Raw genomic sequence first — 20,997 nt, 5'->3', positions numbered from 1 at the left:
ATGAACCAGAATCCCAAGGACTGGAAAACCTACGACGAATTCGCCTATGGCATCGATACGAACCGTCTGCCTGCAACGGAAGCTCTGACCGGCTCGTCGCACAGGATCTCGTTCGACGACGGCCGCACGCTGGAGCTTGCCTTCGCCAAGAGTGAAGTCAAATGGTCCGACGGCAAGGACGGTGGCACCGATCTATCTGAGGTGATCGAAGTCGCGCCGAAGACCTATTTCGTCGAGATCATCTTTGCCGGTCGCCCCAAGGAGGCCGAGACGCTGATCCTCAACACTGAAACGCGCCGCGCGCTTTCCATCTACTCCATCGTTCGCGATCTCCAGGATTCTGTCGGCGAGCCGCAGGTCGCGCAGATCTTCCGACCCGGTGTCATCGAGGGCGGTGCGGCGAGCGGGCCGGTGCCGCATGAGAGCCGCGATCTGATCGGGCTGAGGGCACATTTCACCTACAGTCCCAACCACGTCTACGAGCACACCTATCTCTCGTCTCAGCGCTATGCCTGGCAATGCCTCGTCGGCGTGCAGCGCGGCCACGGCGATGTCGACCTGACCACCACCTACAAGTTCGACGACAACCTCTACATCTTCACTTTCCGCGAATTCAAGATCGCGGTCGCATCCACTTTCTTCTATAATTTCAATGATATGCGTTCCACAGGCAAATTCCTTGGCATTACCGGCGACGGCCGCATCCAGAACAGCCCGGCCGGCGCCTTCATTCGCAAGGCGTCGATGACCTATTACCTGCCCGGCCAAGAACCTGTGTGAGGACGCCATGCGCAAAGCATTCGATATCGTAAAGGCGCATTACGACGCCAACGACCGCCGCGACGTGGATGGCATGCTCGCCGACATCGCCTCCGATTGCCGCTGGACGGAGATGGATGGCTTTCCCTGCGCCGGCACCTATGTCGGCCCACAGGAAATCTTCAAGAACGTCTTTCAGGCGCTCGGGCAGACCTTCGACGGATACACCTTCACGCTCGAACGTCTTCTCGACGCCGGTGACGAGGTCGTTGCCGTCGGAGGTTATAGCGGCACGAACAAGCAGACCGGAAAGGCCTTCAAAGCCCGTGTCGTGCATGTCTGGGGCGTGGTGGGAGGCAAGATCCGGCGTTTCGAGCAGTTCACGGATACGCTGAGAGTGGCCGAATCCATGCGATGAGGAACAAGGTGGCTCGGCTTTGGCCGGGCCACCTTATCCGTCTAGGACATCCTGGCCTTGCGCCATTGTGACGGCGAAACACCGTAGCGATGGCGGAACGCGCGCGAAAAATGCGCGCTGGAGGAAAAGCCGAGAGCAAAGGCAATCTCGGATATTTCTCCGGCATAGCCGTCGGCGTCCTGCAACTGTGCCGCAGCTTTCTGCACGCGCAGATCCCAGATGTAATCCGAAGGAGTCAGGCACTCGACCTCGAATGCACGGTAGACGTAACGTACCGAGCAGCCCATGCGGCGCGCGATCATCGTTACCGTCAGATCCGGCCATTCGAGATTGATATCGATGAAATCCTTGATCCGCTGCAGCAGCACACCCAGCGGATTGGCAACCGGCCTAGCCTGTTGCTGATCGGCGCCAATCATGGTGCGCACGAGCTCGATCATGGTCTGGCCGACACTCGAACGCCGAGCCTCGTCAAGATGATCGATCTCATGGAAGGTCGAGTCCATGAGCGCGAGCAAAATTCGGCACATGCCGTCTTGCTCGGCATGGACAGTGAAAGGCTGTGCCAATCGTTCCACGGCCGCATGGGGCAGCGCGTGGCGCGGCAATTGCAACAGCAATTGGCGAACCGGCGTGCTGTTCGTCAGCATATAGGGGCGGCTGGGGTCGTAGATGACAAGCGCATTCCGCGAGACCGGGGCATGCAATCCGCCCTGTGCGAGCGAGGCGCTGCCTTCCGTCTGCACGATCAGCTTGATCGCGTCAGGATTATCAGGTGCCGCCATCACACAATCGCCGAACACGACATGCCGATCCGCCTCCAGCCGTGTCAGCCGGCAAGTGCCCAACATGGCCGAGATCAGCCGGCTCTTTTCTTCATCTGCGGTGCCGAAATCGAGCCGGACATTGCCGAAGAGATTGCGTGCCAGCCCCGCAAACGCTCGACCGCTGGCGCTGTCGACATGCCGATGAAGTGCTGCGGCCATGATTGCTGTCCTCAAAAAGGCGAAATATTTTCGTCGCTTCAGCTTGCCAGATAAGCGCCATGCAGAATGTCCGGCTGGGCCTTGAGCGTCGCGGCGGTGCCCGAAAAGACGAGGCGCCCGCGCTCCAAAACAAGAGCCTGATCGGCCAGATCGAGCGCGAGATTGGCAAACTGCTCGATCAGCAGGACGCCGATGCCGCGGTGGGCGGCGATTTTCAGCGCCTCGGCCAGCCGCTTGACGACGGCCGGCGCCAGGCCGAGCGATAGTTCGTCGACGATCATGAAACGCGGCTTGGCAATAAAGGCCTGCGCCATGGCCACCATCTGCTTCTGACCGCCGGAAAGATCCGACGCCGACTGGCGCCGCCGCTCCGAAAGTTCCGGAAAAATCTCATAGGCATGCGCCAGACCTTCCCGCCGCGCAGCAGCTGATCCCTCAAGCGCCGCGACGAGAATATTATCTTCGACGGAAAGCTGCCCGAGCACGCGATGCCCTTCCGGCACGAGCGCAAGACCAGCCCGGCGAATGCGGTCGGGCGAAAACCCTTCGAACGCTGTGATGCCCAGGCGCACGGAACCGCCACGCGGCAGGACGCCCGCCATGGCCATGACCGTGCTCGACTTGCCGGACCCGTTGGCGCCGAGCAACGTCGTGATCTTCCCGGCCGCGACCGAAAAGGAAACGTCATGAATGACGCGCTTGCCGCCGCGCTCGACGACGAGATTTTCGACGCTGACTTCGGATGCGATGCCCATGTCAGAATTCCCCCAGATAGGCGCGCCGCACGTTCGGATCGGCCAGCACGGCCTGCGTTGGGCCGAGCGCCAGGAGCTTGCCGTAATCGAGCACCATGGTTTCGCCGCACATGGACCGGATGAGATCGACGTCATGGTCGATGATCAGCACCTGCGCCCGGAACTCCGCCGGAATGCGCAGCACCATTTCGCGAAAGGCCTTGCCTTCCTCTTCTGTCAGACCCGCGGCCGGTTCATCGAGCAGAATGAGTTTCGGCTCGCCGACCACGCATTTTGCCAGCTCGACGAGGCGGCGCTGGAAAAGATTGAGGGATTGGCCGAGCCGATCGGCAACATCCGTTAGGCCGACAAAGGTAAGAGCCTGGTCGATCGCACGGGCATGATACCCGGTGCTAACGACATGATCGGCGATTGCGGCGATGTTACCGGCAACTGTCAGATCCTCAACCACCTGCTCCGTCTGGAATGAACGGCGCAAGCCGGCACGCACCCGCTGCAGTGGCGTCAGCGGCAGCAACGCCCGCTCGCCAAGCGAGACTGTGCCGTGGATGGGTTTCACGAACCCGGAGAGTACGTTGAGCAACGTCGTCTTGCCCGCACCATTCGGGCCGATGAGGCCGGCGACAGGGGCCGTCAGCATGGCGCTGAGTTCATTGATCGGCCTGATACCACCGAATTGGACGATGAGATTGTCGATCTTGATCATCCTGCCCTCCCCCGGAAAAGAGCGGCATTCAGCCGGGCAATGAGAACCGATATCTGACCGGCAATGCCTGTCGGCGCGGTCGCCAGCGCATGGAACAGGGCGACGCCGAAGATCCCGATCGTGACATAGCCGTCAATGCCGAGATCGGTGAGCAACGCCGGCACGGCACGCAGCAGCAGGCCCGCAATGACGGCGCCGTACCAATTGAAGACACCGCCGACGATGGCAAGGGCGAAGAGATTGAGGCTTTCGAAGGCGCCGAAGGCGCGCCCGTCGAGCTGACCGACATTGCCCGCCAGCAAACCGCCAGCAAGGCCGGCGAGAAAGCCGCCCAATGCGAATGCCCAGGCCTTGTAGATCAGCACATTGACGCCGCTTGCAACAGCAACCGTCTCGCCCTTGCGGATAAGCGCCCAAGCGCGGCCGGGACGGGCGAGCTTATGCCACTGCGCGATCAAAAGGCCGATTGCCGCTACCGCACAGACATAGAGGAAATAGGAGACTTCTCCATCGGCGATTGCCGGCCTTGCCAGCATCGCGCGGCCAGAACCATCCGCCCGGCCCAGGAAACCGAGGCCGCCATCGGGGAAGCCCCAGGCACTGATGACGATCTGGAAGGCGCCGGCCAGCATCAGCGTCACGAGCGCGAGATAGAGGCCACGCAGGCGCAGTGCCGGCACACCGAATGCCAGTCCCACCACCGAAGCGACGACACCGCCCGCAAGCAGGCTCAATTCGAAGGGCGGATGAAAAGCGTGCCCGACGCGAAGCGTCACCCAGCCGCCGACACCGACAAGCGCGAATTGGCAAAGGGAGACAAGACCAAGCTGACCATAAAGAATAGCGAGCCCGGCAACCGAGAGCGAGAGTGCGATGGCAGAGGTTGCGGCGGACAGCCAGAAGGAATTGGCAAGGCAGGCGACGAGGATCGAAAGGGCCAACATCGTCAAGGGCACATGAAGAAGCTGCTTGGGCAGGCGCACCATCGATATGCCTTCGGCGGTTGGGTCGATTGTTTGCTGCTGAATGCTCATCGGTCCTTCAACGCGACTTTCGCGGTGCCTCCCAGGATGGTGACTGCGATAAGCGCGATGACAAACGGTGCCGCTGCGCGATAGGGCGATATCCAGGCGATCGGCGTCAGCACGGCTTCGGCGATGCCGATCAGAATGCCAGCAACGGCCGTTTGCCACAGCGACTGCAACTGACCGAGGATCGCAGCCGCGATTGCGGGTATGACCAGCAAAGTCAGAAAGGTTCCCTGCAGCCGGACGAGATCGGCCAGCAACAGGCCGGCAAAGCCCGAGAAGATGCCGGTCATGATCCAGGCCGCGGTCTCCGTGTAAAGGATGCGCACGCCGAGAATGGCGCTGAGATCGCGATCATTGGCAAGCGCGCGCATATCGAGGCCCAGGCGCGTGCGGGTCAAAAGCAGCGTAATGGCAACGACCATGACGACGGCGAGGATGATGGCGATGATGCGCGTGAAGGTGAGGCGCACAGCGAAAAGCGACACGAACATCTGGTCGGTCGGAAACTGCAGGCGACGCGGCAACTCTCCCCAGATGACGCCCATAATCGCGATCAGGATCAGCGCGGGCGCCAAGGTGCCGACGGCGCGCACGACGATATCGCGATGCGACAGCATGGGCGCGAATATCCGGCCATAGAGAAAGCTGATCGCCGTCGAGACGGCAACGGCGGCGAGGATGGCAATGGCGAGCGGCATCTTCCACTCCAGCAATTGCCAGGCGCAATGCGCACCGATTGCGCCGACGGCACCGAATGCGAAGTTGAGTACGCCGGTCGCTCGAAACAGGACGACAAGCCCGACGCCGGACAGCGCATAGACAGCGCCAATGCCCAGCCCGGAAATGACGAAGGGTAGAAGGTTCATTGAATCGATCCTTTCGGGTCGTTCGGCCCCGCGGTTTTGCCGCGGAACCGATGGCAAGCGTCAGGGCTCAGTTGATGCCGGCGGACTTTTCGAAGGCGCGGATGTCCTTCAGCTCCGGATCAGGCGACGGAGCGCAATCGGAGACGACCTTCCACTTTCCGCCCTCGGCGACGGCCATGCGCGTCGTCGAATTGGCGTTGTGGCGCGGCTGGCCATCACCGAAGTACCAGGGAGCGCAGAAGATATCGCTCTTGAAGTCCTTGATCCGGCGCACGGCGGCAGAGGCGGTCTCGCGATCGATCTTGCCTGGATCGAGCGTCATCAGCGCCGTTTCGGCGATGCGCGCCGCCAGATAACCGGCCTGGGCAAAGGTGTCGCGTGGGTCCGACTTCTGGCCGTACTGGTCCATGACGGCGAGCCAGTTCTGATTGTCCGGCGTCGTTGCCTCGAGATCATTGAATTCCATGTTGACATAAAACTTGCCGTCCCAACCCGAGCCGATGGTCGATGGAACCGAAAGATCATAGGCAGAGGCGGCGCTGAGGAAGGTGATCGTCTGGTTGAGGCCCTGCTCTTCGGCAGCCGTCAGCAGCGGCACGGTCACGCCCTTCGACAGGCCGAGCACGATGACATCAGGCTTGCTCGAAGCCGCCTGCAGGATGATCGACGTGGCGTCGGCCGAGCCCGGATCCATCAGGATCGTCTGCGCGGCAAAACCCTTTTCCTTGGCGAGCAGCATCACGCCGTCGCAGGACCAGGTGCCGACATTCGGAATGTTCGGGCCGATGCAGACGACCGACTTGGCATTCAGCTTGTCGAGCGCATAGCCCATCGCGCCGAGCATCGAGACGCGCGGTCCGGCATTGGTCGGCGCATAATTTTCAGCAAAATAGCACTCACGCGGCACACCGACGCCGGCGACGACAAGAATGCCCGACTTCTTGTAGAAATCGGCGTTCGCACCGCACTCGACATAGCTGGAATTGCCGACCATCAGCACGGCCTTCTGGTCGTTGACGAGCTTTGCCGCCAGTTGCGCGGAGATCTCCGGGTTCCACTGATCGTCCTCGACCAGATATTTAACCGGTCGGCCCTTGATGCCGCCATTGGCGTTCAGGCAATCGAAATAGGCCTTTGCCGCCTTGGTGGAATTGGAAAAATCGTCGGGTCCGGTCTTGCCGGTAATGGCACCGATGACGATCGGCTCGCCCGTTGCCGGCTTGCCGCTATTATCGCCGCAGGATGCGGCCGCATGTGCGCTGAACGCAGAAACCAGCGTCAGCAAAAGGCCGATTGCCAGCCCTCTCAGATTGATACGCATTGTCTCCTCCAGTTTGTTGTCCCGCTCCCCACGGGCTCTTTGCTTCCCCAATTTCCGGCTCAGCCGGAAATCGCCTTTCCTGTCATGAAGGCAGCAGCCTTTGCCGCGATCATCATCGTCGGGGCATTGGTGTTGCCCGACACAAGGGTCGGCATGACCGAGGCATCACAGACGCGCAGCCCCTCGATCCCACGCACCTTCAGGTCCGGCCCGACAACGGCCATGCGATCGTCCGCCCGGCCCATGCGCGCCGTTCCAGCCGGATGGAACACGGTCTTGCAGGATTGACGGATGTAACCGCGCAGTGCTTCGGGATCCTTCTCGACCCCCGGCTTCGGCAGCACCCGGCGCTTGACCAGCTTGGCTAGGGCCGGCGCATCGAGAATGCGGATCGCCGTTTCGACACCGCGCACCAAAGTTTCAAGATCGGCGGGATCGGAAAGCAGATTGGCGTTGAAATCCGTCTGCTCGTTCGGATTGACGCTCTTCAGCCGTATCCAACCGCGCGAGCGCGGCCGCAGATAACATGGTCCGATGCTGAGGCCGTGACCTGGCTCCGGATCGCGGTCGACGAAGCCGATCAGGACCGGCAGAACGTGGAACTGCACATCCGGCTGCCCCGTGCCGGCGGTGTCGACGAAACCGCCGCACTCGACGACGTTCGACGACAACAGCCCACGATGCGAGGTCAGATAGCGCAGCATGTGACCGGCAGCCCGAAGGCCCTTGTCATGACCGAGGATCGAAATCGGCTCCCGCGTCTCACCCTGCACCGGAACTTCCAGATGATCCTGATAATTGCTCCCTACACCGGGCAGGTCCGCCACGACCTTGATGCCGAGTGAGGAGAGATGCCCGCCATCGCCGATGCCGGACAATTGCAGGATCTTCGGCGTTGCGATGGCGCCGGCGGTGAGCGCGATCTCGCAGGATGCCTTGAATATCGTACCGTCGAGCAGCTCGACGCCGACGGCCTTCTGCCCCTCGAACAGGATGCGGGCGACCTTGCGCTCCGTCAGCACGGTCAGGTTCGGCCGCTTCTCCGCCTCGCGTAGGAAGGCTTGGGCCGAACTCCAGCGTCGGCCGCCATAGGTCGTGCTTTGGTAGAAGCCGACGCCGGCCTGATCCGCGCCGTTGAAATCGTTATTATGAGGAATGCCGATCTCAGTCGCCGCCTTGACGAAGGCCTCGCTTAGCGGATGGCGGTGGCGAGGATCGGAGACGCGCAGCGACCCCTTTCTGCCATGGAACTCGCCGTTCAGCCGCTCGTTGTTTTCCAGCGAGCGGAAGGCCGGAAGCACATCCTCGTAGGACCAGCCCTGGCAGCCCATCTGCGACCAGGTATCGTAGTCGTTGCGATGGCCGCGAATATAGATCATCGCATTCACCGAGCTGCCGCCACCCAGCACATTGCCTTGCGGCACGATGCTCGGCCGGCCATTCAAACCCTTGTCAGGGTTCGAGGCATAGGGATGAATATCGATGCCCTTGCCCAGCACCTTGAAGAAGGTCGCGGGGATATGGATCCAGGGATCGGAATCCCTACGCCCGGACTCGATCAGCAGCACCTTATGCGCCGGATTTTCCGAAAGCCGATTTGCCAGCACGCAGCCCGAAGAGCCGCCACCGACGATGATATAATCGTAAGTCGTCATGGCTCAGCTCAACACCGTCTGGATTGTCGTGAATTCCTTCAGTCCTTCCACGCCGAACTCGACGCCGATGCCGGACTGCTTCACGCCGCCGAAAGGCGCATTGGGCTGGATCGTGCCGTGCTTGTTGATCCAGACCGAACCGCATTCGAGCTGCACCGCATAGCGTTTCGCCTTCTCCGCATCGGAGGACCAGACGGAACCGCCGAGACCGGCGGGATTCTGGTTGGCACGGGCGACCACTTCGTCGATGTCGCTATAGCGGATGATCGGCAGGGCCGGACCGAATTGCTCCTCATCGACCAGCCGAACGCCATGGTCGACATCGGCAACGAGCGTGATCGGATAGAAATAGCCCGGGCGATCCATTGGCGCACCACCGGTCAGGATGCGGCCGCCATGGGCACGCGCATCCTCGACCAGTTCGCGCACCTTGTTGAATTGCATCTCGTTCTGCATCGGCCCAAGGATGCTCGCCTCGTCCAGGCCATCACCGACAACGATCTTGGACGCATAATCAGCAAGGCCGTGGCAGACCTCTTCATAGATGCTGTCGTGCACATAGAGACGCTTCAGCGCCGCGCAGGTCTGACCGTTATTGATGAAGGCGCCCCAGAAGAGACCTTCGACGATAGCCTTCGGATCGGCATCGGGCAGGACGATGCCGGCATCATTGCCGCCGAGCTCCAGCGTCAGCCGCTTCAGGGTCGCGACCGCCGATGCCATGACCTTCTTGCCGGTTTCCGTCGAGCCGGTGAAGATCATCTTGGCGACGCCCGGATGGGCGGAGAGTGCTGCGCCGATGCTGTTTTCGCCGGTGATGACGTTGACGACACCACGCGGCAGGACCTCATTCATGATCTCGACGAGGCGGATCGTCGAAAGCGGCGTCAAAGGCGACGGCTTGATGACGACGGTATTGCCGGCACGCACGGCCGGAACGATATGCCAGCAGGCGATCATCACTGGCCAGTTCCAGGGCGTGATCGAACCGACGACGCCGATCGGCTTGCGATGCAGCTCGACACGGCCTTCATTATCGTCCTGCAGGACCTCAACGGGCAGGTCGAGTTCGGCGGTATGGCGGGTCCAGGCGAGCGCGGCGCCGATCTCAAAGCGTGAGCCGAGGCCATTGAGCGGCTTGCCCTGCTCCCGCGTCAGGATCTGGGCAAGTTCCTCGGCATGTTCGTTGATCTTCTCCGCCATGTCGCGGCAAGCCTTGGCGCGCTCTTCGCTCGAAACTTGCGACCACGTCTTGAAGGCGGTGGCGGCGGCCGCAACGGCTTGGTCAAGGTCTGCTTCGCCGGCAAGCGGCATATGACCGACCACCTCGCCATTCGACGGATTTGCGACCGGTGCATGATGGGACGTGGCAACAGGTTCGCCACCGATAAGCAGGGTATACTGCTTCACGACATTCTCCTCCCGTGACTTTCGGGAGGACTATGGCCGTTGCCGCAAAACCCGTCTTGGGGAGAAACGCGCCTCGTCTTGGACTGGAGCGCAGAGTATGCCTCAGTCCAATTTATGGGCGGGTTCGGCAGAGCGAAGCAATTCGCTCGGCGCGCAATCGAACAGCTCTTTGAAGCTGCGATTGAAGTAGGAAATGTCGTTGAATCCGGCCGAATAGGCGACTTCGGCGATGGTCGTCTGGTTGCGCTGCTCCTTGAGCTGCTCGATCTTTTCGCGTGCGAAGCGCAGCCGCTTGTCGCGGATGACGGTCGTGCAGGTCATGCCCATGCCCTGGAAATCCTGTTGCAGGGTGCGGATCGACACGCCAAGCCTCGTCGCGAGCCACTTGGCATTCAGGTCGCTGTCGGTCAGATGCTTGTCGATGAGAATATCGACCATTTGCATACGTTTGCTGGCGCTATCGTGCAGCAAATTCAGGCTCGCCGTCTGAATACCCGTCGACAGAAACGCCTGGCGTGTCGTGTCGAACATGAGTTGGCGAAGGAACGGCGAGGCTGCCTCGTTGTCCGGCGTCGTCATCATCTTGGCGATCAGCGCGCGCAGCATCATCGCCATCGGATCGGAAGCAATCAGTTTCCGCGCCACATCGAAATCGATCCTGCTGTCCGAATACATCAATTGCCGCGGCAGGTGCAGGGACAGATGATTGGAGAAATGGCCCCGGAAATAGAAAGTGGTCGGTCGCGTGGAGTCCACGAGAATACATTCGCCGACATCGAGGATATTCTGCTGGCCGGAATGTTCCACGCCGCAGGCACCCTCGAGCTGCAGGATCAGGAACAGATGCTCATTGGCATCGCGGCGAATATCGTCCCAATCGCGGTGAACATAGTCGAGATCATTTGAAACATGGGCGAACTCCATGCCGCACACGTCGATCCGGCTCGCCGTGCCGACCACCCTGTCGCCGCGGCTCATCGTATGCGCGTTGAAATTCCCACAGATGCTTTGAAGCTCATCCACCCATTGATCGTAAGGCGTCGGTGACCAAGCCCGATCCACGAGGCTGCGGTTCTGCAACAGGTCCAACTCTGCCTCCCAACAGTGTCAGCATGGTTTGAGACTGCAGCAGCCCAGGCAGATCGTCAACTATTTATTTAACACATTAATTAAGGGAGCCTATGCGATGCTTGAAGCACTCACTCTTCGCCGCCCGCATCTCCTTCGAGCTTCAGCGCCGCCAGCTCGTCCAGCATATCCAACAATTGTTCAACGCGCTGCGGACCGAAGCGCTCGCCTATATCGGCATAGACCTTCAAACTCTCCGGCATGACCGCATCGATCAATGCCCGCCCTGCGGGCGTGATCCGCATCAAAACCCGTCGACCGTCAGCCTTGTCCTTATGCTTCGTGATGAAACCGCGCTCCTCCAACGAGCGAATCATACGCGTCAGGCTCGGCGCCAGGATAGAAGCCTTGTCCGCCACTTCGCTTGCATCGAGTGTACCCGCTTCAAACAGCACGCGGATGACCCGCCACTGCTGCTCGGTTACGTCATGCGCCGCCAAGATCGGCCGGAAGTGACTCATCACCGCTTCGCGCGCGCGCAACAGCCCGATCGTCAAGGATCTCCGCCGCTCTTGCAGCGGCCGGCCCACCGATGACGAGGGTGTTTGGGATTCATCCTGCTGCCCATTCTTCATGCGGGTTCTATCTTGCATTTCGGCCGATCGCGCCATTGTGGAATTTCGATCCTTCCCGAGCTTCGTGAAGCCGTTGGAAATCATACGGATAAGTTCATCAACATAGAAAGGAGTGACCACAAGCTCAACTCAGAAACAAGCAGGCCATGTTGAAAGGCTGCGTTTTCGATCGCATCGAGACCAGCCGTAAACGGAAACAGTTCTTGAGTAGCCATCAGGATGATCGTTGGGAGTACGAGCCAGACCCACCTCCACATCTTGCGACCCATAGGAACAAAAATCCCTTTGTTGCCGTTTTAGCGCAGAGGTAGATCATGTTAACGCATGAAACATGGCAGGAGCCGGTAAGCCTGGAACTACACCGGATCGGCGAGTTTCGAACGATCAGGAGCAGTTTGGAAGCACTCGATTGTCTGTCGACGGATTGGCCCGCCGAAGAAGATCAGGCTTATGAGGATGCGTTGATGATCTGTCGCGCCGCAGTCGAAGGCAAATCCACTCCTGAGCTTGCGAGAGACGCCTTCATCGTCGCGGCGTACGAAGCCCGCATCTACATGAAGCTCGGTTGTTTCATCCCAGATTTTGTCACTATCGAGCCACCGAAAGCGCTATTCTGAAATCGCGATCGGCGCCCGCCCTGCATATCGTCCTTGATCGGCGCTGCGAAAGTGGTCTTGCCCGTCCTCGAACGAACCTCATATTTTGCCTACAAGCGAAAGTCAGAGCGAGGAAACATGATCATGGCCAGCCTGCCCGTTACCACACGCATCGTCCTTGCATCACGCCCATCCGGAAAGCCCGTAGCGGCGAATTTCCGGGTCGAGCAAGAAACGCTCCGGGATCTCGCCGAGGGCGAAGTGCTTCTCCAAATTCTTTATCTTTCCCTCGACCCCTATATGCGGGGCCGCATGGACGATGCAAAGTCCTATGCCAAGCCGGTCGAAATCGGCGACGTGATGGAAGGTGGAACGGTTGCCCGGGTCGTCAGCAGCCGCAATGCAACATTCAAGCCAGGGGATATCGTCCTTTCGCATTCCGGCTGGCAGAGCTATGCGATTTCAGACGGTACCGCATTGCGCAAGCTCGATCCCGAGGCGGCGCCGATCACGACCGCACTCGGCATTCTCGGAATGCCTGGCTTCACAGCCTATGCAGGGCTCCGCAATATCGGCAAACCGAAAGCCGGCGAAACACTTGTCGTCGCTGCGGCGAGTGGTGCTGTTGGCTCCGCCGTCGGCCAGATCGCCAGGATTTTCGGGGCGCGGGCTGTCGGAATAGCAGGCGGACGCGAGAAGTGCGAATATGTGCGCGAAGAACTCGGTTTCGACGCGGTGGTAGACCATCGTTCTGATGATTTTGCGGCAGAACTCGCCGCCGCCTGTCCGAAGGGGATCGATGTCTACTTCGAGAATGTCGGCGGCCACGTCTGGAGCGCGGTCTTTCCTCTGCTCAACGACTTTGCGCGCGTTCCGGTCTGCGGGCTGATCGCACACTACAACGAAACCGCTTCCGCCTCGAGCGGACATGATCAACTCCCCGTCGTGATGCGAGCCATTCTGCGCAAAAGCCTCACCATACGAGGCTTCATCCAGCGCGAATTCGCCGACCAGCGCCCTGACTTCTATCGCGAGGCCGGAACATGGATCGCCGACGGCCGGCTCAAATATAAGGAAGACATCGTGGACGGGCTCGAAAACGCTCCCTCGGCTTTTTTCGGTCTTCTGGAAGGAAGGAATTTTGGCAAGCTGATCGTCCGTGTCGCGTCGTGAGCATCAAGGTTTCTCCCTGAAGCGCAACAAGCCCCGCATCTCTTGGCCGCTCTGCGGATCGCACGAGCGGCAGAATCACGCAAACAATTGTCCCTATAGTCTATAAATATAGTTTGTTATTTCTCCCGATAGCCCGCTTTTTACCGTTACCCTTTTGACGGTGATATCAAGGGCCGTGCGGCCCTGAACAAAGGGGCTCAAAATGAATTTCAGGAACTTGATTGCGGCGATCGCTGTCGGCGTCGGCACTCTTACAACGGCGATCGTTGCCGATGCGGCGGACAAGAAGGTCGTCGTCGGCTATCAGACCGATGCCTTGCCCTCTTCCGTTGCGATCGCAAACGGCGAATTCGCCAAGGATACGGGATACGACATCGACTTCCGCAGGTTCAATTCGGGCGCCGAGATCTTCGCCGCCATTGCCTCCGGCGACGTTCAGGTCGGTTATGTCGGCTCCAGCCCGTTTGCGGCTGCGGTATCGCGCGGCCTCGAGGTCAAGGCCTTCTATCTCGCATCCATCTCGGGCATCGACGAGGCTCTTGTCGTGCGCAACGGTTCCGGGATCGAAAGCCTGAACGACCTGAAAGGCAAGAAGCTTGCCGCCGCGCCTGTCTCCACCGACCACTATCAGCTCCTGGCGCTCATCAAATCGCTGGGCCTGACCGAGAAGGACGTCCAGGTTTTCGCAATCCCTCAGCCCGAGATCGTCGCCAGCTATAACCGCGGCGACATCGATGGCGGCTTCGTCTGGGATCCGGCTCTGACCGAACTCAAGAAGAACGGAAAGGTCCTCGTGACCTCCAAGGATGTGGCGGACAAAGGCGCGCCGACCTTCTCGGCATGGGTCGCGACTTCGAAATTTGCCGCCGACAACCCGCAATTCCTGAAGGGTTTCGCTGCGGTCATCAACAAATATTACGCGTCCTTCGCCTCAGATAAGGCCGCCTGGGGTCCCGACAGTGATAACGCCAAGTCGCTCGCCAAACTCCTCGGCGGAACGCCCGAGCAGCAGGCCTCGGCCTTGAAGAACCTGACGCTGCTCACGCCTGAGGTCCAGGCATCGGATGCTTGGCTCGGCGGCGGGGAAAAGGCGGGGGCCGGCAAGATCCTCAAGGACACGGCATCGTTCCTGAAGGAGCAGGGCAAGGTGTCCGACGTGCTGGCGAATTATGGAGCCTTCGTAACCGCAGACGCACTCGCCAGCGTCAGCAACTGATCCTCCCTGACGCCGGCGCGACAGTCGCGCCGGCGTCGAACCCGCGAGCGCCAACATGCTTAAAGTCGATCACGCCAGCGTTTTCTTCGCAGCCCGTGACGGGCGGACCGTCCACGCGCTCGATCGCGTTTCCTTCGATATTCCCGAACGCGGCTTCGTCGTCGCACTCGGAGCCTCGGGATGCGGCAAATCCACCCTTCTCAACGCGATTGCCGGTTTCCTTCCGCTTTCCGATGGCCGGATAACACTCGATGGCCGCGCAGTCGCACGGCCGGGTGCCGATCGCGGCGTCGTCTTTCAGAAAGACTCGCTGCTGCCATGGAAGTCCGTTGTCGACAATGTCGCGCTCGGCCTGAAATTCGCCGGCGTCAACCGGAAGGAACGGCAAGCGCGTGCCTTGGAACTGCTGCGGCTCGTCGGTCTCGACGAATTCGCCGGCGCCTTTCCCTATGAGCTGTCGGGCGGCATGCGGCAGCGGGTCGGTATCGCACGCGCGCTCGCGACCAATCCCGACATCCTGCTGATGGACGAACCATTTGGCGCGCTCGACAGCCTGACACGCGAGCAGATGCAAGAGCTGCTGGTTTCCGTCTGGAATAAGACGGCAAAGAAGGTTTTCTTCATCACGCATTCGATCGAAGAGGCCTTGTTCCTGGGCACGCAGGTCCTGGTCATGTCACCTCGGCCGGGGCGCGTCGTTGCGCGCTTCGATCTCGATTTCGTCCGCCGCTTCGCCGAAACCGGCGATGCCCGCGCCATCAAGGCGTCGCCGGAATTTGCCGAGCTGCGCGAGGAGATCCGCGCCATCCTCCATAGCAGCGAAGATTTCAGGAGTGCCGCATGAGCGATATAGTCCAAGCCTCGCCGGTTGCGGCGTACAGAGAGGATCGCCAGGTCAAGCTGGTGAAGATGGCGAGCTTCGGTGCCGGGGAGAGGCCCACAGTCTTGATCAGCACTGTTACCGCCCTGGCCATATTGCTGTTGTGGTGGCTCGTATCCGCGCTCGGTGTTGTTTCCCACCTCTTCCTGCCGCGTCCGGGCGAAGTGCTGACGCAAATCGGTGTCATCTATCGCGACGGTTATGCCGGAGCGTCGCTTTCCGAGCATGTCTTTGCAAGCCTGTTCCGCATCGTGGTCGCAGCCTTCATCGCCATCTCCGCCGGCATTCCGCTCGGATTGCTCATGGGTTTGAACCGCTGGGCAAAGGGGGTGCTGGATGCGCCGATCGAGTTCTACTGGCCGCTGCCGCCCCTCTCTTACCTGCCGCTGATGATCATCTGGCTCGGCATCGGCGAAACGTCGAAGATCACGCTGCTTGTGCTTGCGATGTTCGCGCCGATCTGTCTCTCGGCCCAGGCGGGCGTTCGTTCGCTCCCGATCGAGCGCGTCAATGCAGCGCGTTCGCTGGGCGCAAGCCGGCTGCAGCTCTTCATCGACATCGTGCTGCCGTCCGCCCTGCCCGAGATTCTCACCGGCATCCGAATTGCGCTTGGCGTCGGCTGGGGCACGCTGGTCGCCGCCGAATTGATCGCTTCCACACGCGGGATCGGCTTCATGATCATGTCAGCGTCGCAGTTCCTGGCGACCGACGTCGTCTTCGTGGGCATTGGCATCATCGCAATCTGCGCCTTCGCCTTCTCGGCCGCCATTCGCTTTCTGGAAGCTTTCCTCGTGCCCTGGAAGGGTAAGCTCTAACCAGGGGCGGTTTTCCGTCGCTCTATTGAGTGGCCTCGACCGGGCGACTGATGGCTCCGGAATAACCCAGAGCCACCATTTCAGTGCGTTCGCTCCGGCCGGACGCCGATGATCCTTATTTCACCCTTACAATCTTGCCACAGGCGATCGGCAGGGTGACATGCGAGGGGACGGTGCCGAGCGAGCCGACGCTTGCCGGCAAGGCATGGCCCTCGGGAACGCCATGTACAATGGGCCTTTCGGCGATGGCTGAGAAAAGCAGCCACCACTTTTGCCTCGACCGCCGTCGTCGTCACCCCATGCGCTCGGAGGCATAGGAGCCGGGGCTTGCCGGGAAGACGACCGTGCGGTTGCCGTTGATGAAGATGCGGTGGTGGATATGGGCATGGATGGCCCGTGCCAGCACCTGGCTTTCCACGTCACGGCCGATCGAGACATAGTCCTCCGCCGACTGCGCATGGGTGATGCGGGCGACGTCCTGCTCGATGATAGGACCCTCGTCGAGATCGGCGGTGACGTAGTGCGCCGTTGCGCCGATCAGCTTCACGCCACGCTCGTAGGCCTGCTTGTAAGGGTTGGCGCCCTTGAAGCTCGGCAGGAAGGAGTGGTGGATATTGATGATCCGACCGGACATCTCCCGGCAGAGCGCATTCGACAGGACCTGCATGTAGCGGGCAAGCACTACCAGATCGGCCTTTGTGTCTTGGACGATCTGCAGCAACCGAGCTTCCGCATCCGGCTTGTTGGCCTTGGTGACCGGCACATGGAAAAAAGGAATGTCGTGGTTGACCACCAGTTTCTGATAGTCGAGATGGTTCGACACGACCGCGACGATGTCGATCGGCAGGGCGCCGATGCGCCAGCGATAGAGCAGGTCGTTCAGGCAGTGGCCGAAGCGCGAGACCATAAGGACGACCTTCATGCGCTCCTCGGCGTCATGGATGTCGAAGGTCATGCTGAACTTGTCGGCGATCGCGGCAAAGCCGTCGGCAAGCTCCGGCCGGTCCCTGCCTTCTTCGGACAGGAAGGAAATGCGCATGAAAAATAGGCCGTTCTCCAGGTCGTCAAACTGCGAGCTGTCGATGATGTAGCACCCCTGGCTCGCGAGATAGCCGGAGATCGCAGCGACGATGCCACGGGTGGTTGGGCAGGCAACGGTCAGCACGAATTTCATCGGAGGAGGTCCTTCATATCACGGGAAAAAGAAAGTCCCGGAGCGATCCGGGACCAGTTGCGCCCTGGGAGGGACGGATCAGACGTCGAGCGTGGTCTGGTGTTCCCAGCTCGTGAACTGCGAGCAATAGGCGTTCCATTCGCCATGCTTGAGCTTGAGATAGGCCGCGGAAAACTCCTTGCCGAGCGCGGTCTGGAGCCCTTCGTCTTCTTCATAGGCGCGCAGCGCATCGAGGAGATTGAGCGGCAGCTTGGGCGCATCCGTGACCGTGTGACCATCCTTGTACATGTCGATGTCGTAGTGGGCGCCCGGATCGGCGTTGCTCTTGAGACCGCTCAGGCCGGCCGCGATGATGATGGCCTGCAGCAGATAGGGGTTGACGGCGCCATCGGGCAAGCGAAGCTCGAAGCGGCCGGGGCCAGGTACGCGAACCATGTGGGTGCGGTTATTGCCGGTCCAGGTCACGGTGTTCGGCGCCCAAGTCGCACCGGAAATCGTCCGTGGCGCGTTGATCCGCTTATAGGAATTTACCGTCGGATTGGTGACGGCGGCAAGCGCCGAGGCGTGTTTCATGATGCCGCCGAGGAAGGTCTTGCCCTTGGCGGAAAGGCCGAACGGCATTTCCTTGTCGGCAAAGGCATTGACCTTGCCGTCGAGGTCCCAGACCGAGATATGGGCATGGCAGCCATTGCCGGTCAGGCCCTTGAACGGCTTGGGCATGAAGGTGGCGCGCAGGCCATGCTTTTCCGCAACCGACTTGACCATGAATTTGAAGAAGGAATGCTTGTCGGCCGTCTTCAGGGCGTCGTCGTATTCCCAGTTCATCTCGAACTGGCCGTTGGCGTCTTCATGGTCGTTCTGGTACGGCTTCCAGCCGAGCGCCAGCATATGGTCGCAGATTTCGGCGATGACGTCATAGCGGCGCATCAGGGCCTGCTGGTCGTAACAGGGCTTTTCCGCATTGTCGAATTCGTCGGAGATCTTCTCGCCGTCCGCCGAGATCAGGAAAAATTCCGGCTCGACGCCGGTCTTCACGCGAAGCCCCATTTCCGCTGCTTCCGCGACCAGTTTCTTCAGCACCACCCGCGGCGCCTGGGCGACCGGCTGGTCTTCCATGACGCAATCGGCCGCGACCCAGGCAACATCCTTCTTCCACGGAAGCTGGATGACGGAGGATGCGTCGGGGATCGCGAAGAGATCCGGATGCGCCGGCGTCAGGTCGAGCCAGGTGGCGAAACCGGCAAAGCCGGCACCATCCTTCTGCATGTCGGCGATCGCTTCGGCCGGCACGAGCTTGGCGCGCTGGGCGCCGAACAGGTCGGTGTAGCTGATCATAAAATATTTTATGCCGCGCTCGGCGGCAAAGTTTGAAAGATCCTGTGTCACGTAGTTCCCCTGTTTTTATGGATTGAGACACATGTTGAAAGGAAAATGGCCGCATCCCTGGGAGCAGGACGCGGCCATTCGGTGTTAGAACCCGCCCTTACCCGGGTACCAGTTGGTGCCGGCGAGCGGCACCTGGGCCATGGCCGCTGCTTCCATGGTCAGCGCGCAGAGGTCTTCCGGCTCAAGGTTGTGAAGCTTGTTCTTGCCGCAGGCGCGGGCAATCGTCTGCGCCTCGAGGGTCATGACCTTGAGGTAGTTGGCGAGGCGCCGGCCGGCCGCGACCGGGTCGAGACGGGCGGCAAGTTCCGGATCCTGGGTCGTGATCCCGGCCGGATCCTTGCCTTCGTGCCAGTCGTCATAGGCTCCTGCGGTCGTGCCGAGCTTGCGATATTCCTCCTCCCACTTCGGGTCGTTGTCGCCGATAGCGACGAGGGCTGCCGTGCCGATGGCGACAGCGTCCGCACCAAGCGCCAGGGCCTTGGCGACATCGGCGCCGGAGCGGATGCCGCCGGAGACGATCAGTTGCACCTTGCGGTGCATGCCGAGGTCCTGCAGAGCCTGCACGGCCGGACGAATACAGGCGAGCGTCGGCATCCCGACATTTTCGATGAAGACATCCTGGGTCGCCGCCGTGCCGCCCTGCATGCCGTCCAGCACCACCACGTCGGCGCCAGCCTTCACGGCCAGCGCCGTATCGTAATAGGGGCGGGCGCCGCCGACCTTCACATAGATCGGCTTTTCCCAGTCGGTGATCTCGCGCAGTTCGAGGATTTTGATTTCCAGATCATCGGGACCGGTCCAGTCCGGGTGGCGGCAGGCCGAGCGCTGGTCGATGCCCTTGGGCAGGTTGCGCATGTTCGCGACGCGATCCGAAATCTTCTGGCCGAGCAGCATGCCGCCGCCGCCCGGCTTGGCGCCCTGGCCTACGACCACTTCGATCGCATCGGCCCGGCGCAGGTCCTTCGGGTTCATGCCATAGCGCGACGGCAGGTACTGGTAGACTAGCGTCTGGCTGTGGCCGCGCTCCTCGTCTGTCATGCCGCCGTCGCCCGTAGTGGTCGATGTGCCGGCAATCGTTGCGCCGCGGCCGAGGGCTTCCTTGGCATTGCCCGACAGAGCGCCAAAACTCATGCCGGCGATCGTGATTGGTGTCTTGAGGTGGATCGGCTTCTTGGCAAACCGCGTGCCAAGCACCACGGAAGTATCGCACTTCTCGCGATAGCCTTCCAGCGGGTAACGCGAGATCGAGGCGCCGAGAAACAGCAGGTCGTCGAAATGCGGAACCTTGCGCTTGGTGCCGGCGCCGCGGATATCGTAGATGCCGGTCGCCGCCGCGCGGCGAATTTCAGCAAGCGTGTAGTCGTCGAAGGTTGCGGACTTACGCGGCGGGGTGAACGGGTTGTGATAGCTCATGATTTTTCCTCGCCTCAGTACGCGTCAGCGTTGTCGATATTGAAGTTGTAGAGCTTGCGGGCGGAGCCGTAGCGCTTGAATTCTTCCGGTCGGACGCCGCTGACGCCTGCCTTGTCGAGAAGCTCAGAAAGCTTTTCGAGATGCTCGGGCCGCATCTCCTTTTCGATGCAGTCGGTTCCCAGGCTCTTGACGGACCCGCGCACGAAAAGCTTGGCTTCGTAGAGGCTGTCGCCGAGCGCCTCTCCGGCATCGCCGAGAACGACGAGATGGCCAGACTGGCCCATGAAGGCGGACATGTGACCGATGGAACCGTGAACGACGATGTCGATGCCCTTCATCGAGATGCCGCAGCGCGAGGCGGCGTTGCCCTTGATGACGAGCAAACCGCCGCGGCCGGTGGCGCCCGCATACTGGCTGGCATCGCCTTCGATCACGACGGTACCGGACATCATGTTTTCGGCAACGCCCGGACCGGCCGAGCCATGGACCGTGACCGCGCCGCCATCATTCATGCCGGCGCAGTAATAGCCGACCGAGCCCCTGACCTCGACGGTGACGGGAGCATCGATGCCGACGGCAACCGCATGGCTGCCGCGCGGATTGACCACCTCGAAGGCGGTGTCGTTGGCGCCGGCACCGAGATTGTGCAGGGCGCTGTTGAGTTCGCGCAGCGGCGTGTGAGAAAGATCGAAGACAGGCATGGAGCTAAAACTTTCTTGTCGTGAAGGGCGGGC

The 20,997-nt window shown here is 60.9% G+C and carries 21 protein-coding genes; 7 read left to right on the top strand and 14 right to left on the bottom strand.

The window, feature by feature from the left end; translation table 11 throughout:
* Both NXC24_RS24520 and NXC24_RS24515 read left to right on the top strand, forming a co-directional pair.
* Window positions 1-780, top strand: a complete 780-nt coding sequence (locus tag NXC24_RS24520; protein ID WP_104826033.1) for a MoaF C-terminal domain-containing protein — start codon at window positions 1-3, stop codon at window positions 778-780.
* 7 nt (window positions 781-787) lie between these two features.
* On the top strand, window positions 788-1,177 hold the full coding sequence (locus NXC24_RS24515) for a nuclear transport factor 2 family protein (protein WP_104826032.1): 390 nt from the start codon (window positions 788-790) through the stop codon (window positions 1,175-1,177).
* Window positions 1,178-1,218: 41 nt separating this feature from the next.
* Here the strand turns inward: NXC24_RS24515 and NXC24_RS24510 are convergent, their stop codons facing one another.
* The 10 genes from NXC24_RS24510 to hpaR all read right to left on the bottom strand — a co-directional run bounded on the left by NXC24_RS24510 (window position 1,219) and on the right by hpaR (window position 11,628).
* Window positions 1,219-2,163 carry a helix-turn-helix domain-containing protein gene (locus NXC24_RS24510; protein WP_104826031.1) on the bottom strand — a complete coding sequence of 315 codons (945 nt, stop codon included), beginning with the start codon at window positions 2,161-2,163 and terminating at the stop codon, window positions 1,219-1,221.
* 38 nt (window positions 2,164-2,201) lie between these two features.
* A complete protein-coding gene (locus NXC24_RS24505) occupies window positions 2,202-2,918 on the bottom strand; it encodes an ABC transporter ATP-binding protein (RefSeq protein WP_104826030.1) in 717 nt (238 codons plus the stop codon).
* Between the two features lies 1 nt (window position 2,919).
* Window positions 2,920-3,624 carry an ATP-binding cassette domain-containing protein gene (locus NXC24_RS24500; RefSeq protein ID WP_104826029.1) on the bottom strand — a complete coding sequence of 235 codons (705 nt, stop codon included), beginning with the start codon at window positions 3,622-3,624 and terminating at the stop codon, window positions 2,920-2,922.
* Window positions 3,621-4,658 (bottom strand): branched-chain amino acid ABC transporter permease, encoded by a 1,038-nt coding sequence (locus tag NXC24_RS24495; RefSeq protein ID WP_104826028.1) that lies wholly within the window; start codon window positions 4,656-4,658, stop codon window positions 3,621-3,623. The genes NXC24_RS24500 and NXC24_RS24495 overlap by 4 nt, the downstream gene beginning before the upstream one ends.
* Window positions 4,655-5,521: a branched-chain amino acid ABC transporter permease gene (locus tag NXC24_RS24490; RefSeq protein ID WP_104826027.1), complete on the bottom strand. Its 867-nt coding sequence runs from the start codon at window positions 5,519-5,521 to the stop codon at window positions 4,655-4,657. The genes NXC24_RS24495 and NXC24_RS24490 overlap by 4 nt, the downstream gene beginning before the upstream one ends.
* A gap of 67 nt (window positions 5,522-5,588) precedes the next feature.
* Window positions 5,589-6,842, bottom strand: coding sequence for an ABC transporter substrate-binding protein (locus NXC24_RS24485; RefSeq protein WP_104826026.1), 1,254 nt, complete (start codon window positions 6,840-6,842; stop codon window positions 5,589-5,591).
* A gap of 59 nt (window positions 6,843-6,901) precedes the next feature.
* Complete coding sequence (locus NXC24_RS24480) at window positions 6,902-8,497, bottom strand: GMC family oxidoreductase N-terminal domain-containing protein (protein WP_104826025.1); 1,596 nt, start codon at window positions 8,495-8,497, stop codon at window positions 6,902-6,904.
* 3 nt (window positions 8,498-8,500) lie between these two features.
* Window positions 8,501-9,907, bottom strand: coding sequence for an aldehyde dehydrogenase family protein (locus NXC24_RS24475; protein ID WP_104826024.1), 1,407 nt, complete (start codon window positions 9,905-9,907; stop codon window positions 8,501-8,503).
* Window positions 9,908-10,009: 102 nt separating this feature from the next.
* The gene (locus NXC24_RS24470) at window positions 10,010-10,996 is read right to left on the bottom strand and encodes a helix-turn-helix domain-containing protein (RefSeq protein WP_104826023.1); all 987 of its coding nucleotides are present in this window, start codon (window positions 10,994-10,996) and stop codon (window positions 10,010-10,012) included.
* Between the two features lie 110 nt (window positions 10,997-11,106).
* Window positions 11,107-11,628 (bottom strand): homoprotocatechuate degradation operon regulator HpaR, encoded by a 522-nt coding sequence (gene hpaR, locus NXC24_RS24465; RefSeq protein ID WP_199773636.1) that lies wholly within the window; start codon window positions 11,626-11,628, stop codon window positions 11,107-11,109.
* A gap of 296 nt (window positions 11,629-11,924) precedes the next feature.
* Between hpaR and NXC24_RS24455 the strand changes: the two genes are divergently transcribed.
* The 5 genes from NXC24_RS24455 to NXC24_RS24435 all read left to right on the top strand — a co-directional run bounded on the left by NXC24_RS24455 (window position 11,925) and on the right by NXC24_RS24435 (window position 16,290).
* Complete coding sequence (locus NXC24_RS24455) at window positions 11,925-12,227, top strand: DUF982 domain-containing protein (protein ID WP_104826021.1); 303 nt, start codon at window positions 11,925-11,927, stop codon at window positions 12,225-12,227.
* Window positions 12,228-12,350: 123 nt separating this feature from the next.
* The gene (locus NXC24_RS24450; RefSeq protein ID WP_104827817.1) at window positions 12,351-13,379 is read left to right on the top strand and encodes an NADP-dependent oxidoreductase; all 1,029 of its coding nucleotides are present in this window, start codon (window positions 12,351-12,353) and stop codon (window positions 13,377-13,379) included.
* Between the two features lie 202 nt (window positions 13,380-13,581).
* Window positions 13,582-14,595 carry a taurine ABC transporter substrate-binding protein gene (tauA, locus tag NXC24_RS24445; protein WP_104826020.1) on the top strand — a complete coding sequence of 338 codons (1,014 nt, stop codon included), beginning with the start codon at window positions 13,582-13,584 and terminating at the stop codon, window positions 14,593-14,595.
* 55 nt (window positions 14,596-14,650) lie between these two features.
* A complete protein-coding gene (locus tag NXC24_RS24440; protein ID WP_104826019.1) occupies window positions 14,651-15,439 on the top strand; it encodes an ABC transporter ATP-binding protein in 789 nt (262 codons plus the stop codon).
* Window positions 15,436-16,290 (top strand): ABC transporter permease subunit, encoded by an 855-nt coding sequence (locus NXC24_RS24435; protein WP_104826018.1) that lies wholly within the window; start codon window positions 15,436-15,438, stop codon window positions 16,288-16,290. The genes NXC24_RS24440 and NXC24_RS24435 overlap by 4 nt, the downstream gene beginning before the upstream one ends.
* A gap of 292 nt (window positions 16,291-16,582) precedes the next feature.
* Here NXC24_RS24435 and purU read toward each other — a convergent pair whose 3' ends face one another.
* The 4 genes from purU to NXC24_RS24415 all read right to left on the bottom strand — a co-directional run bounded on the left by purU (window position 16,583) and on the right by NXC24_RS24415 (window position 20,964).
* Window positions 16,583-17,464, bottom strand: coding sequence for a formyltetrahydrofolate deformylase (purU, locus tag NXC24_RS24430; protein WP_104826017.1), 882 nt, complete (start codon window positions 17,462-17,464; stop codon window positions 16,583-16,585).
* Between the two features lie 78 nt (window positions 17,465-17,542).
* A complete protein-coding gene (glnT, locus tag NXC24_RS24425; RefSeq protein WP_104826016.1) occupies window positions 17,543-18,850 on the bottom strand; it encodes a type III glutamate--ammonia ligase in 1,308 nt (435 codons plus the stop codon).
* 84 nt (window positions 18,851-18,934) lie between these two features.
* A complete protein-coding gene (locus NXC24_RS24420; RefSeq protein WP_104826015.1) occupies window positions 18,935-20,263 on the bottom strand; it encodes an FMN-binding glutamate synthase family protein in 1,329 nt (442 codons plus the stop codon).
* A 14-nt stretch (window positions 20,264-20,277) separates the two neighbouring features.
* Complete coding sequence (locus NXC24_RS24415; protein WP_104826014.1) at window positions 20,278-20,964, bottom strand: GXGXG domain-containing protein; 687 nt, start codon at window positions 20,962-20,964, stop codon at window positions 20,278-20,280.
* Window positions 20,965-20,997 lie beyond the last annotated feature (33 nt).

It is taken from the genome of Rhizobium sp. NXC24, from assembly GCF_002944315.1.
In the GTDB taxonomy this organism is placed as follows: domain Bacteria; phylum Pseudomonadota; class Alphaproteobacteria; order Rhizobiales; family Rhizobiaceae; genus Rhizobium.
The sequence above is the reverse complement of the archived record's forward strand: the minus strand, read 5'-3'. Positions and strand labels throughout refer to the sequence as shown.

Coding starts and splice junctions, on each gene's coding strand:
- tauA (WP_104826020.1), top strand. CDS start 13,582: ATGAATTTCAGGAACTTGATTGCGGCGATCGCTGTCGGCGTCGGCACT.
- NXC24_RS24495 (WP_104826028.1), bottom strand. CDS start 4,658: ATGAGCATTCAGCAGCAAACAATCGACCCAACCGCCGAAGGCATATCG.
- NXC24_RS24440 (WP_104826019.1), top strand. CDS start 14,651: ATGCTTAAAGTCGATCACGCCAGCGTTTTCTTCGCAGCCCGTGACGGG.
- NXC24_RS24415 (WP_104826014.1), bottom strand. CDS start 20,964: ATGCCTGTCTTCGATCTTTCTCACACGCCGCTGCGCGAACTCAACAGC.
- NXC24_RS24420 (WP_104826015.1), bottom strand. CDS start 20,263: ATGAGCTATCACAACCCGTTCACCCCGCCGCGTAAGTCCGCAACCTTC.
- purU (WP_104826017.1), bottom strand. CDS start 17,464: ATGAAATTCGTGCTGACCGTTGCCTGCCCAACCACCCGTGGCATCGTC.
- NXC24_RS24500 (WP_104826029.1), bottom strand. CDS start 3,624: ATGATCAAGATCGACAATCTCATCGTCCAATTCGGTGGTATCAGGCCG.
- NXC24_RS24450 (WP_104827817.1), top strand. CDS start 12,351: ATGGCCAGCCTGCCCGTTACCACACGCATCGTCCTTGCATCACGCCCA.
- NXC24_RS24490 (WP_104826027.1), bottom strand. CDS start 5,521: ATGAACCTTCTACCCTTCGTCATTTCCGGGCTGGGCATTGGCGCTGTC.
- NXC24_RS24515 (WP_104826032.1), top strand. CDS start 788: ATGCGCAAAGCATTCGATATCGTAAAGGCGCATTACGACGCCAACGAC.
- NXC24_RS24435 (WP_104826018.1), top strand. CDS start 15,436: ATGAGCGATATAGTCCAAGCCTCGCCGGTTGCGGCGTACAGAGAGGAT.
- hpaR (WP_199773636.1), bottom strand. CDS start 11,628: ATGCAAGATAGAACCCGCATGAAGAATGGGCAGCAGGATGAATCCCAA.
- NXC24_RS24480 (WP_104826025.1), bottom strand. CDS start 8,497: ATGACGACTTACGATTATATCATCGTCGGTGGCGGCTCTTCGGGCTGC.
- NXC24_RS24510 (WP_104826031.1), bottom strand. CDS start 2,163: ATGGCCGCAGCACTTCATCGGCATGTCGACAGCGCCAGCGGTCGAGCG.
- NXC24_RS24505 (WP_104826030.1), bottom strand. CDS start 2,918: ATGGGCATCGCATCCGAAGTCAGCGTCGAAAATCTCGTCGTCGAGCGC.
- NXC24_RS24520 (WP_104826033.1), top strand. CDS start 1: ATGAACCAGAATCCCAAGGACTGGAAAACCTACGACGAATTCGCCTAT.
- NXC24_RS24485 (WP_104826026.1), bottom strand. CDS start 6,842: ATGCGTATCAATCTGAGAGGGCTGGCAATCGGCCTTTTGCTGACGCTG.
- NXC24_RS24455 (WP_104826021.1), top strand. CDS start 11,925: ATGTTAACGCATGAAACATGGCAGGAGCCGGTAAGCCTGGAACTACAC.